We start from the raw sequence: 12609 nt of genomic DNA, 5'->3' as shown, positions 1-12609 counted from the left end.
TATCAGATGATATCAGCTTTGTTTGTTATTGGCAGGCGTGTAATCACTGTATAGGGATAAGCCGGCTTGATTTCCACTTGTCCTCCAAGCAATTGTGTACGCAGACGCATGCCTTCATGTCCCATGCCTGTTCTGGCAAATTCTTTTTGGTTCGTACGTTCCTCGTGTCTTCCATTGGATTGTCCCTTGTTGGACGGAGGGTTGATCTGCCCATCGTTACTGATGCTCATACAGACTTCCTGCTCCCCAAATGATAGTTCTACAGTAATCGTACTGGCATTTCCATGCCGCAGGGCATTGGTAAGGGCTTCTTTGGCATTTTTGTACAAGACGATTTGTATGCTCGGATAGAGAGCATAGGCATAACCGCTTACTTCGTAACGGGTCTTCACGCCTGTTTCCCTACCCACATCTTCAAGTAGGCGATCCAGCGCGTAGGCATCAGATATGTTCGAGGCAGGACGCAATTTATGCAGTGTGGTGCGCATATCGTCCATACTGGCCGCCAATTGATCCCGAATCTGTTTCACCATGTCTGTACCCTGTTCCGTGTTTAAAGGAAGAGTCAGCAGAGCGGCCTCAGACATCATCTTGGTTCGAATCAGTCGGTGTCCGATCTCATCATGAAGCTGCCGTGAGATTCGGGTGCGTTCCTCTGCTTGCGCCGCTCCTTCAAGCTGCTTTGTGAATTGTAACAACTGTGCACGCGCGTCCTCAAGCTCATAGTGTTTACTGCGAAGTTCGTCATACACCTGTTCGAGTTGTCCGCGGCTGCTCGCCGTTCTTGATCCCTGCCATGAAATTGCACCAGTGATGAGCAGGAGCAGGTTACCTGTAACCCTGCCTGTTGTCTCCTCGGAGAAAAAAGTCATCGCATTCGGTTGATAGGCAATCAGCCATGAATGCAGTACATGTGGGACTGCATAATGCCAGTGCAACGCGATATTGCTGGCGATAAGTTGGATGCCTAACATCAACCATTGCTGTGTTCCTTCGAGTCTATACATATACACATAGAGCGCCGATAAGGAGATAAACAACATAAAGGGGCCATATAAAGTGACCAGCCAGCAGCTCCAGAGCATTTCAGCAAGCAATACGAGCATTCGCTGTACCCCTGAGCGTGTGAAGTCCTTCCACACGGCGAGTCCAATTGCGACGATAATATACAAGGTATACATGTCTTCTTGTTCTATGGGCAGCGTCAACATATACAGTACAGCTGGAACTATAATTAAACCGTATTGCAGCAACCGCATTGGCATATATCAGAGACATCCTTTTTTATAAAGTGTTTTGAAAAAATCCCCTCTTAGTGCACCCCTGATTATACCACAGGCTGCTCTCTGATCAGGAGATGACTTAAGTCACCTTCATTTCATGACCTTTCGTACCTTCGCACGAGGCCCGAATTCGGTACAATACAGATATGAAATCCGCGGCAGGCGCCGAAACGGAAGAGGAGCGTAATCAGAATGGCTATACTTGAAGTGCATAATGTCGTGAAACGATACGGCAACAAGTTATCGGTGGATCATTTGAACCTGAACGTAGGTAAAGGAGAAATTTTTGGATTGCTCGGTCCCAATGGAGCAGGGAAAAGTACCACGATCAGCATGATTGCCGGTCTCCTGAACATCGATCAGGGTGAAATACGATTGGACGGCATATCGGTCAAGGAGCGACCGCTTGATGTGAAACGCAGGATCGGACTGGTGCCACAGGATCTGGCTTTATACGAAACGATGACCGCTGCGGAGAATGTAACTTTTTTTGCCCGACTATACGGACTCCGTGGGAAGGTGCTTAAGGAAAGGGTGCAGGAATCCCTTGAATTTGTAGGATTGCAGGACAAAGCAAAGGATGTGCCCTCCACCTTTTCAGGTGGGATGAAACGCAGGCTGAACATCGCATGTGCCATTATGCATCGGCCGGACTTAATTATTATGGATGAACCGACGGTTGGCATTGACCCACAATCGCGGAATCATATTCTGGAGTCGGTACGTACGCTGAACCAAATGGGATCTACGATCATCTATACAAGCCATTACATGGAGGAAGTGGCTGCGATTAGTCACCGGGTAGCGATAATGGATCAGGGGCATATCATTGCCTGTGGTACCGAAGCAGAGTTGAGAGAGCGGGTAGCATCTGAGGAAAAAATCGTACTTGCGACTACGGGTATCGGTTCCGATGTTGTAGAAGAATTGAAACTGCACCCCCGCGTGCGTGCGGTAGAAATCTCGGGGGACACCTTGACGATTACCTTGCCTGCGGCACAGCAGGATTTGCAGGACATGCTTTTTATATGCAGCAAACATGAAGTTTCCATTCAGTCGCTCAAGGTCGAGGAGCCGGATCTGGAAACCTTGTTCCTCAATTTGACCGGGCGTACGCTGCGGGACTAGGGGGAGCGAAAGATGAATATTTGGCATATTTGCGTCTTTGAATTGAGACGTATTTTGAAAATTCGATCTGTGGTGCTGAACCTGTTTATTCTGCCTTTGCTGCTGATCTTTATATTAGGTACCGCCCTTTCCAGTGCGATGGACAATGGCGAGGGAACGACTCCCGACCCAGTGAGAGTGGGCATTATACAGGCTGAGTCTTCTTCCGGTTGGGCCAGTAAAGCCCTGAATACTTTTGTGACATCTCCGGCAATAGCCAGCATGATGACGGTAAAGCCCATGTCTGCAGAGGAAGAGGCCGTACATGCTCTTCGTCGCGGTGAACTTGATTTTGCGGTTATAATCCCGGCAGATCTGGAAGAGCAGATCATGAAAGGGGAAGAGGTAAGGCTACAATGGATACTAGGGAAAGATGGCACGCTTAACGTTATGGGTCAGACGTTGTTTACCCGATTCACGGACGAACTGAACAGACAGGTTGCTGCGGCGAAGGTGTTAGGTCCGAAAGCGGTGGCTGCGAAGGCTGTAGGTTCGCAAACCGATGCTTCAAACGCATCATATATAGCTGTCAGCAGTCCTGGGAAAGTGGGAACTTCCTATAGTGCTTCACAATATTACGCGGCTTCCATGCTCGCCATGTTTATGCTTTACGCGGGCATGACCACCAGCAACAGTCTTTTTGGAGAGAGAGATAAAAAAACGTTAACTCGTCTACAGGCAGCCCCGATTGGCAACGGAGTTATTTTTGCAGGGAAAGTTGCAGGCAACAGCCTTCTTGCTTTCATGCAGGCCATTATCATCGTATGGATGACGCATTGGTTATACGGTGTGAACTGGGGCACACATCCCTGGCTGATCGTGCTGATCTGTGTGTTGATTACACTGGCTTCTATGACTTTTGGTATAATCGTTGCCCTGGTATGTAAAAATGCTGCTTCAGCAAGTGCTACTTTGCAGGGCATTATCATTGCCATGACGTTTATCAGCGGCGGATTTACGCCAATTGCCATTGATTTTGTACAGCAATTAAGCCAATTTACGGTAAATCACTGGGCTCTGCAAAGTTTTCTGCGGATGATGTTGGACGCTCCTGTAAGTGAGATTATGTATAGTATCACGATGCTTGGTGCGGTATGTGCTGTAATGGTGACGGCAGCGGCATTGATCTATAGAAAGGTGGGATATCGGTATGAATAGCCTGAATATTGCCTGGTTGATGATTCGGCGCACCCTATTGCGCAAACGGGGCTTCATCACGTATTTCCTTCTGCCGTGTTTTGTGGTCACCGGAGCGGTTGCATTGTTTGGGAGTGAGCAAGGCACACGTGCTGTCATTCCTTATGTTAACGAGGATCAGGGTGCAGCTGGTCAATGGATCTTGGATGAGCTGGCCCACAAAGAGGAATACCTGCTCAAGCCCATGAACAATGTTGCTGAACTTAAGGAAACCATTGCCCAGCAAAAGGGGAGCTCCGGCATCATCATTCCGGCGAATTATACAAATGACCTGCTGGAAGACAAACAGGCTGAAGTACAGCTAATCGAACTTCGTGTCAGTGAAAGCTCATATACGTTGAGGGCGGCGGTGGAGGGTTTGGCGGCTGGACTGAATCATTCTGCTTCGGCAGTACTGGCGGCAACAGATGCAGCTTCTGGTGGGACGCCTGACCCTGCTCAGACACAAGCCGAATTTGAAGAGTTGTTACATGAGCTGGGTAAACATCGGATCTCGGGTGAAGCAACCGATCTGAAGATCTATCCAAAACCCGGCCTGAACAACGTGACCGGATTTACGATTATGTTCATGATGGGACTGCTGACCAGTGCAGTCGCTGTGATTATGGAAGATCGCAGGCAGCGTACGATGGCAAGGATCTATACGGCTCCAGTCCGCGCCTACGAAATTGCACTGGGTAATTTCCTGGGCAGCTTTGCGATCGGCCTGCTCCAGATTGTGCTGGTACTGGGGATCAGCCGATGGGTGCTCCATTATGATGCGGGTGTTCCCTTTAGTATTCATTTCCTCATTCTGGCTGCGTTTATGCTAGTTTCCATGGGGATTGCAAGTACGGTTGCCGGATTAATTCGCGAATCCAAAAATGCAAACATGCTGAACTCGCTGATTATTACACCAACGTGCATGATTGGCGGCTGTTTCTGGCCGCTGTCGATTATGCCGGACTATATGCAAAAACTGGCCAATTTTGTACCGCAGAAGTGGACGATTCAGGCCGTGGAAACGATCTCCGCTGGGGGTACGTTGTCGGATATTACACTGCCGCTGTTAATCCTGGGTGGTATGGCTGCCATTTTGTTGACCGTGGGTTCAGCAATTCTTCGTCCGAGCCAGCCGGGTGTGGACTCATGATGAGCAAGTTTCATTAATTAGTGCAGAGCAGGGTAGGGTAGAAACAAAAAGGGGATGCCCCATAAGTCATGAACATGACGGGGACATCCCTTTATTTGCGTTAATACGGTCTAACGAACGGAGCACATGTTATTCGCTTCATTTACCGCAGGTCTACGTTCTAACGAATCACAGAGGCGTTATTTCCTTGATCTGCACGTCCTGCCACAGTTTATATCCAAAATAACTTCTCTGAAGTTCGTTAAAGTTTTTATTCTACGATAATACTTTATTTAAGGCACAGTCGATTCGTCAGCAATGTGACTCAAGAAGCAACGACTTCCGGAATGGCCCTTTCTTATATCAGGAGCAATGATACATTACGCGAAATGTGGGAGTTTAGGGCTGTAATTGACGCAAGACAGTTATTTCCACGCGCCGATTCTTTTGCCGTCCTGCCACGGTGGTGTTGTCACCGGTTGGACGAGTATCCGCATATCCCGCGTATTGAAAGTTGTCGGGGTGCAGCTTCTCTTGGTCGAGGAAATATCGTAATACGGACAGTGCGCGTTCGCCGGAAAGTTCCCAGTTGTCTTTATAAGCGGAGTTTGCCCCGACAGGAATGTTGTCCGTATGACCTTCGATGCTGACCACGGTGTTCAGATCCCGAAACAGGCTTGCCAGTTTGCTCAGTGTGGGTGCAGCATCACCTTTGAGGGCAGCTTGCCCCTGGTCGAACAGGAAGCGGTCACTGAGTGTAATGGATAAGCCTTGTGGCTTATCCGCAACAAAAATCTGATTTTCCAGTTTATTGTCCTCAATATATTGGGTAATCACATTGAATAGATTTTGCAATTCCTGCTCTTGTGATCTAAATTGCTCTTCCCGCTCTGTGAGCGGCTTATTGTCATCTTCTGGTGTTGCTGTCCCGGAACCGGAAGATGGGCCTTCACCTTCTCCAGATTCTTCTCCCTGAATCTCAGAGGGGGGATTCTTCGTAATGGCTTGTCCGGCTGTACCGCCGATCCCTTCACCAAGCTCAAGTACGGAGTCAGATTGATTGAATGTATTTTGCAACGATTGAGTAACGACGTCATATTTACCGGTATCCAGATTGCTCATGGCAAACATGATGACAAAAAAGATCAATAGCAGAGTAATGAGATCGGCATAGGTGATCATCCAGCGATCCCGTTGATCGGCAGGTTCACGTTTTCCGCGTCGCTTACTGCGCCGACTCATCCAATCCCTCCTTCATGACGGGGCGTGTGGTCTTGCGGTGGGAGAGTGTGAAGGACTCCAACCGTTTACGTATGAGCTGCGGATTCTCTCCGTTCTGGATGGAAAGAACACCTTCGAGCAGCATCTCCATCATCTGTATGTCTTCTGCACCGCGAGACTTGATTTTGGAGGCGATGGGTAGAAAGATCAGATTGGCACTGGCTACCCCGTAAAGGGTGGCTGTAAAAGCAACAGCAATAGCAGGTCCAAGTCCAGTCGGATCGGTTAGACTCCCGAGCACTTGAATAAGTCCCATAACGGTACCGATGATGCCCATCGTTGGAGCATAACCTCCAGCAGATTCGAAAATTTTGGCGTAGCCTTCATGCTTTTGTTCGATGGAATCAATCTCCATCTCCATAATCTGACGAATAACATCCTGATCGGTACCATCCACAACCATCTGAATACCATCTTTCAGAAAGGGATGAGGGTGATCCATAACTTTGCGTTCCAATGCAAGTACACCTGAGCGACGGGCAATTGAAGACATGTCCACCAGCTCTTCCACCCACTGGCTGGATTCATTGTTGTTGCGTCCAAAAGCCATGCGCAAGGCAGTAGGAATCGTACGCAGTCGATGTGCAGGGAAACTGGCAACTACTGCGGCAATCGTGCCACCAAATACAATTAAAGCAGCCGTTTTTTGCATAAGGCCGGACAATTGACCACCTTCCCACAAAAAACCACTGATGACTGCGGCAATCCCGGCAATAATACCGATAAGTGTCGCAATATCCATAATTTAACCCACTCCAATCTTCACTTCACGTTTGCATCACTAGTACGAACGAGTTATAATTAAACGGGAACAAATATTCCTATTACTATAAGTTTTCCCATATAAAAATTCGGGGAACTTCGACAATATATAGTGACTATTATTTTAGACGATAGGGTGAGATACGGCAATGAGCGATATTATAATGAGCGATAAAAAGTTCGAAATCGAGTCAGAGTTTTCTCCCCAAGGTGATCAGCCAGCAGCCATTAAAGAATTGGTGAAGGGTGTTCAAGAGGGGAAGAGATATCAGACGCTGCTTGGTGCAACGGGTACAGGTAAGACGTTCACGATTGCACAGACCATTGCCCAGTTGCAACGTCCCACGCTGATTATTGCCCACAATAAGACGCTGGCGGCACAGCTTGCAAGTGAGTTCAAAGATTTTTTTCCGAACAACATGGTTGAGTATTTTGTCAGCTATTATGATTATTTTCAACCGGAAGCTTATATTCCGTCCTCAGATACGTATATCGAGAAGGATTCAAGTATTAATGAGGAGATCGATAAGTTGCGTCACGCAGCGACCAGTTCATTGTTTGAACGCAGGGATGTCATCATTGTAGCGAGCGTGTCCTGCATCTATGGCTTGGGGTCACCGCATTCGTATTCCAGCATGTTGTTATCTCTTCGGGTAGGCATGGAGAAGCCGCGTAATCAGATTTTGTCCCGTCTGGTAGAGATCCAATATCAGCGGAATGACATTAACTTTGTGCGCGGTACATTCCGTGTGCGCGGTGATGTAATCGAGATTTTTCCAGCGTCCAAGGGAGAACATGCGATTCGGGTTGAATTGTTCGGTGATGAGATCGAGAAAATTACGGAGATTGACGTGTTAACCGGAGAACTGGTTGGCGAACGTGAACATATTGCCATTTTCCCAGCGTCTCACTTCGTAACGCAAGAAGAGACGATGAAGGTTGCACTGGTAAACATTGAGCGTGAACTGGAAGAGCGTCTTGAAGTATTGCGTGAACAGGGGAAATTGCTGGAGGCTCAGCGGTTAGAACAACGTACACGATACGATATCGAAATGATGAAGGAAGTCGGGTTCTGTTCAGGGATTGAGAACTATTCCGGACCGCTGACATTCCGCGAACGCGGCGATACACCATACACCCTGATGGATTACTTCCCGGATGATATGTTAATCGTGGTCGATGAGTCTCATGTGACCCTGCCACAGATCCGTGCGATGTATAACGGTGACCAAGCTCGGAAGACGGTACTGGTTGATCATGGATTCCGTTTGCCATCTGCGCTGGATAACCGTCCGCTCAAGTTCGATGAGTTCGAAGGAAAGACGGATCAGATTATCTATGTATCGGCAACGCCGGGTCCTTACGAGATTGAGCATACCGATACGATGGTACAACAGATTATTCGTCCAACGGGTCTGCTTGATCCCATTATTGAACTGCGCCCAACGAAGGGACAGATTGATGATTTGATTGGTGAGATTAATGACCGGATTGCCAAAGATGAGCGCGTATTGATCACAACATTAACGAAGAAGATGTCCGAGGATCTGACGGATTACCTGAAGGAAATCGGAATCAAGGTACGTTATCTGCATTCCGAGATTAAGACTTTGGAACGTATGGCGATTTTACGTGATCTAAGGCTGGGTGTGTTCCATGTCCTAATCGGAATTAACTTGCTCCGGGAAGGTCTGGATCTACCCGAAGTTTCCTTGGTAGCCATTTTGGATGCTGATAAGGAAGGCTTCTTGCGTTCTGAACGCTCACTGATCCAAACGATTGGTCGTGCGGCACGGAACAGCGAGGGTCGCGTTATTCTATACGGTGACAAAGTGACGGATTCGATGGATAAGGCGATGCAGGAAACCGAACGCCGCCGGACGATCCAGATTGCATACAATGAGAAACATGGAATTACACCACAGACAATCCGCAAAAAAGTGCGTGATGTGATTGAAGCAACGAAAGTTGCTGAATCCAAGAAAGACTATCTTACAGGCGCTGCCGAGAAGATGTCGAAGAAGGAACGTCAGTCACTTATTCAGCGCCTAGAGGTAGAAATGAAAGACGCTGCCAAAAACCTGCAGTTTGAGCGTGCCGCTGAGCTCCGTGATGCATTGTTGGAATTACGTGCTGAATAGTTTGGCAGGAAAAGTTGTTAGATTGTGCAGCAAGTACAGGTATGTAATATTTGCCTGTAAGGATAGATCTGTAACAAAGAGAACGGCCAACTGGCCGTTCTCTTGTTGAGTAAAGGAATCCGTAACATTTACCGATAATTAGACATGTTGAAAACTTAAAAACAGGTCTATACTGATAGAAAAGTTGAAATTGGTTAAAAGATTTATAGGAAAAAACTTGGAAACCGTGTACCTAAGGAGCCGAGCCGAAGGCAATGGCGACCTGCCGCGAACGAGGCAAAGCCGTGAGAGTCCCCGGTATTGAAGTGGAGCCGAGCTGAAAGCAATGGCGACCTTGCCCACGAACGAGGCAGAGCCGTGAGGGTCCCGGCACTGAAGTGGAGCCGAGCCGAAGGCAATGGCGACCTGCCACGAATGAGGCGAAGCCGTGAGTGTCCAGGCACTGAAATGGAGCCGAGCTGAAAGCAATGGCGACCCACCGCGAACGAGGCGAAGCCGTGAGCGCACTCTCGTAGTAGAGCCGCTGCACAGGATTCTGGCGACAGGCCAGAATCCTGTGCAAAGCAGCGGGTACACGGCAATTCCTTCACATAGCAAGACCCGACCCCTCACCATGCACCGCCTGTTTCGGGTGTCCAGAGGGCTGCGCCCTCTGGGGCCCTCCCTTGGAAGGGAGGGTTTGGGAGGGATCGAAAAGGCTTTGAAAAAGGTTTAGATTAACACATTGAAAGGATGAATACCATTGGCGAGCGAGAACATTGTCATCAAAGGCGCACGAGCGCATAACCTGAAAAACATTGATATTACCATCCCGCGTGACCGTTTTGTCGTATTGACCGGTCTGAGTGGCTCAGGCAAGTCCTCGCTGGCTTTTGACACGATATATGCCGAAGGACAGCGACGATATGTAGAATCCTTGTCTGCCTATGCACGGCAGTTTCTGGGGCAGATGGAGAAACCAGATGTGGATTCCATTGAAGGTTTGTCACCGGCGATTTCAATAGATCAAAAAACAACAAGTCGCAACCCGCGTTCCACCGTCGGAACCGTGACCGAAATTTATGATTATCTGCGTCTGTTATTTGCACGTGTGGGACATCCTCATTGTCCGGATCATGGCGTGGAGATTAGCTCCCAGACCGTAGAACAAATGGTTGACCGCATAATGCAATATCCTGAGCGGACCCGGTTGCAGATTTTGGCACCCATTGTTTCGGGGCGCAAGGGTGAACACAAGAGTATATTTGCCGATGTGTCTAAGCAGGGCTTTGTTCGTGTACGGGTGAACGGGGAATTGCGTGATTTGTCGGAAGATATTCAATTAGAGAAGAACAAAAAGCATACAATTGAAGTTGTGGTTGACCGGATCGTGATTAAGGAAGATGTTCAATCACGTCTGGCCGATTCCATTGAGACTGCACTTAATCTGTCCGGTGGACAGTTGCTGGTCGACATTATGGGCGAAGAAGAGCTGCGCTTTAGTTCCAATTTTGCCTGCCCGGTCTGCGGATTCAGTATTGAAGAGTTGGCACCGCGGATGTTTTCGTTCAATAGCCCTTTCGGAGCCTGCCCGGATTGTGACGGTTTGGGTGTCAAAATGATTGTCGATCCCGATCTGCTGGTGCCGGATCGTAGCAAAACGATTGAAGATGGTGCCTTTGATGCTTGGACAGGTGGTACGTCCACCTATTATCCGCAATTCCTCAAATCGGTATGCGAGCACTTTAACATTCCGCAGAATGTGCCTGTCGAGGATCTTCCAGCTGAACAGATGAATAAGCTGTTGCAGGGTACGGGGACGGAGAAGATTCGTTTCCGGTACGAGAATGATTTTGGTCAACGCAAAGAAGCGCTGGTTACCTTTGAAGGTATTGTGAATAATCTGGAGCGTCGCTACCGTGACACAGCATCCGAGGGTATCCGTGAATTCATTGAAGGTTATATGAGCGCGAAGCCTTGTGGTACCTGCAAAGGGCACCGTCTGAAACGGGAGGCTCTGGCTGTAACCATTAACGATCACAACATGGCGTATGTGACGAGCTTATCCATTGGAGAGGCCGGCCGATTCTTCGATTCACTGCAATTGAGTGAGAAAGAGCAAACGATCGCCAAACTTATTTTAAAAGAAATCAACAGCCGCCTTGGCTTCCTTGTAAACGTAGGTCTGGATTACCTGACCCTGAGCCGTGCTGCCGGAACGTTGTCCGGTGGTGAAGCCCAGCGGATTAGACTGGCGACACAGATTGGTTCCAGCCTGATGGGGGTACTCTATATTCTCGATGAGCCAAGTATCGGTCTGCATCAACGGGATAATGATCGTTTGATCTCAACCCTTGCACATATGCGGGATATTGGGAACACACTGATTGTGGTTGAACATGATGAGGACACCATGATGGCCGCCGATTATATTATCGACATTGGTCCAGGTGCAGGTATCCATGGAGGTACCATTATGTCACAGGGGACGCCGGAAGAGATCATGAATGATGAGAACTCGTTAACCGGTCAATATCTGAGTGGGCGCAAGTTTATTCCGGTACGTACTGAACGCCGTAGTGTGGGAGAGCGCTGGCTGGAAGTGCGCGGAGCGAAGGAAAATAACCTCAAAAACCTGAATGTGAAAATTCCGGTAGGGGTATTTACAGCGGTAACGGGTGTATCCGGCTCGGGTAAATCGACGCTGATCAATGAGATACTTTACAAAACTTTGGCACGTGATCTGAATCGTGCACGGGTGCGTCCCGGTCAGCATAAAGAGATTCGAGGCCTGGAACATATCGATAAAGTAATTGATATCGACCAGTCGCCAATCGGGCGGACGCCACGTTCCAACCCGGCTACCTATACGGGCGTCTTTGATGACATCCGGGATCTGTTTGCACAGACTAATGAAGCCAAAGTGCGCGGATACAAAAAAGGCCGATTCAGCTTTAATATCAAAGGTGGACGCTGTGAAGCCTGCCGCGGGGATGGCATTATCAAAATTGAGATGCACTTCCTGCCAGATGTCTACGTCCCTTGTGAGGTCTGCAAAGGCAAACGGTACAATCGCGAAACACTTGAAGTCAAATACAAAAATAGAAATATTGCAGATGTGCTGGAAATGACGGTAGAGGATGCAACGCAATTCTTTGAAAACATTCCTAAAATTCATCGCAAAATGCAAACCTTGCTTGACGTGGGGCTAGGATACATTAACATAGGGCAGCCTGCAACAACATTGTCCGGTGGTGAAGCACAACGTGTGAAACTTGCTTCCGAGCTGTATCGTCGCAGTACAGGTAAAACCATATATATTCTGGATGAGCCAACCACGGGTCTGCATGTCGATGATATTGATCGTCTGCTGACCGTGCTGCACCGTCTGGTAGATTCCGGAGAATCGGTACTGGTGATCGAGCATAATCTGGATGTTATCAAAACAGCCGATTATGTCATCGATCTGGGTCCAGAGGGCGGAAGCGGTGGTGGAACGATTGTTGCCACAGGTACGCCAGAGGATATCATTAAGGTGGAAGATTCCTATACGGGCAAGTATTTGAAGCCGGTCCTTGAGCGGGATACTGAACGGAGCAAGACGTTACAATTGACGGAGTAACAAATGGAGGCACTATCGTGAGAAGGTGGACATGTTCTACCTTTCCACACTAGTTTCCTTTTATTG

The 12609-nt window shown here is 48.4% G+C and carries 8 protein-coding genes; 5 read left to right on the top strand and 3 right to left on the bottom strand.

Features of this window, described 5'->3' with window-relative positions:
- Positions 1-2: 2 nt before the first annotated feature.
- Positions 3-1265 carry a sensor histidine kinase gene (locus ACR32F_RS29145; protein ID WP_440113381.1) on the bottom strand — a complete coding sequence of 421 codons (1263 nt, stop codon included), beginning with the start codon at positions 1263-1265 and terminating at the stop codon, positions 3-5.
- A gap of 210 nt (positions 1266-1475) precedes the next feature.
- On the opposite strand from ACR32F_RS29145, the gene ACR32F_RS29140 reads away from it, so the two are divergent.
- From ACR32F_RS29140 to ACR32F_RS29130, 3 genes are read left to right on the top strand one after another with little or no spacing between them, the layout of a single operon-like run.
- Positions 1476-2411: an ABC transporter ATP-binding protein gene (locus ACR32F_RS29140; protein ID WP_440113378.1), complete on the top strand. Its 936-nt coding sequence runs from the start codon at positions 1476-1478 to the stop codon at positions 2409-2411.
- A gap of 12 nt (positions 2412-2423) precedes the next feature.
- Positions 2424-3608, top strand: coding sequence for an ABC transporter permease (locus tag ACR32F_RS29135; protein ID WP_440113375.1), 1185 nt, complete (start codon positions 2424-2426; stop codon positions 3606-3608).
- A complete protein-coding gene (locus ACR32F_RS29130) occupies positions 3601-4779 on the top strand; it encodes an ABC transporter permease (RefSeq protein WP_440113372.1) in 1179 nt (392 codons plus the stop codon). The genes ACR32F_RS29135 and ACR32F_RS29130 overlap by 8 nt, the downstream gene beginning before the upstream one ends.
- Positions 4780-5157: 378 nt before the next feature.
- On the opposite strand, the gene ACR32F_RS29125 is transcribed toward ACR32F_RS29130, so the two are convergent.
- Both ACR32F_RS29125 and ACR32F_RS29120 read right to left on the bottom strand, forming a co-directional pair.
- Positions 5158-6000, bottom strand: coding sequence for a flagellar motor protein MotB (locus ACR32F_RS29125; RefSeq protein WP_440113370.1), 843 nt, complete (start codon positions 5998-6000; stop codon positions 5158-5160).
- Positions 5984-6781: a flagellar motor protein gene (locus ACR32F_RS29120; protein ID WP_440113367.1), complete on the bottom strand. Its 798-nt coding sequence runs from the start codon at positions 6779-6781 to the stop codon at positions 5984-5986. Before ACR32F_RS29120 ends, ACR32F_RS29125 begins: the two co-directional genes overlap by 17 nt.
- Before the next feature lie 169 nt (positions 6782-6950).
- Here ACR32F_RS29120 and uvrB point away from each other — a divergent pair, with 169 nt between their 5' ends.
- Both uvrB and uvrA read left to right on the top strand, forming a co-directional pair.
- On the top strand, positions 6951-8942 hold the full coding sequence (uvrB, locus tag ACR32F_RS29115) for an excinuclease ABC subunit UvrB (RefSeq protein ID WP_440113364.1): 1992 nt from the start codon (positions 6951-6953) through the stop codon (positions 8940-8942).
- A gap of 742 nt (positions 8943-9684) precedes the next feature.
- Positions 9685-12543, top strand: coding sequence for an excinuclease ABC subunit UvrA (gene uvrA, locus ACR32F_RS29110; RefSeq protein ID WP_440113361.1), 2859 nt, complete (start codon positions 9685-9687; stop codon positions 12541-12543).
- The last annotated feature ends 66 nt before the right edge of the window (positions 12544-12609 follow it).

The sequence above is a fragment of the Paenibacillus hebaui genome (genome assembly GCF_051934385.1).
Lineage (GTDB): Bacteria > Bacillota > Bacilli > Paenibacillales > Paenibacillaceae > Paenibacillus.
Note: the sequence above shows the minus strand (reverse complement) of the source record. Positions and strands in the feature narration are given on the sequence as shown.

What these genes read in the sequence shown, in the direction of transcription:
- ACR32F_RS29120 (WP_440113367.1), bottom strand. Translation starts at nt 6,781, where the DNA reads ATGGATATTGCGACACTTATCGGTATTATTGCCGGGATTGCCGCAGTC.
- ACR32F_RS29135 (WP_440113375.1), top strand. Translation starts at nt 2,424, where the DNA reads ATGAATATTTGGCATATTTGCGTCTTTGAATTGAGACGTATTTTGAAA.
- uvrB (WP_440113364.1), top strand. Translation starts at nt 6,951, where the DNA reads ATGAGCGATATTATAATGAGCGATAAAAAGTTCGAAATCGAGTCAGAG.
- ACR32F_RS29145 (WP_440113381.1), bottom strand. Translation starts at nt 1,265, where the DNA reads ATGCCAATGCGGTTGCTGCAATACGGTTTAATTATAGTTCCAGCTGTA.
- ACR32F_RS29125 (WP_440113370.1), bottom strand. Translation starts at nt 6,000, where the DNA reads ATGAGTCGGCGCAGTAAGCGACGCGGAAAACGTGAACCTGCCGATCAA.
- ACR32F_RS29140 (WP_440113378.1), top strand. Translation starts at nt 1,476, where the DNA reads ATGGCTATACTTGAAGTGCATAATGTCGTGAAACGATACGGCAACAAG.
- ACR32F_RS29130 (WP_440113372.1), top strand. Translation starts at nt 3,601, where the DNA reads ATGAATAGCCTGAATATTGCCTGGTTGATGATTCGGCGCACCCTATTG.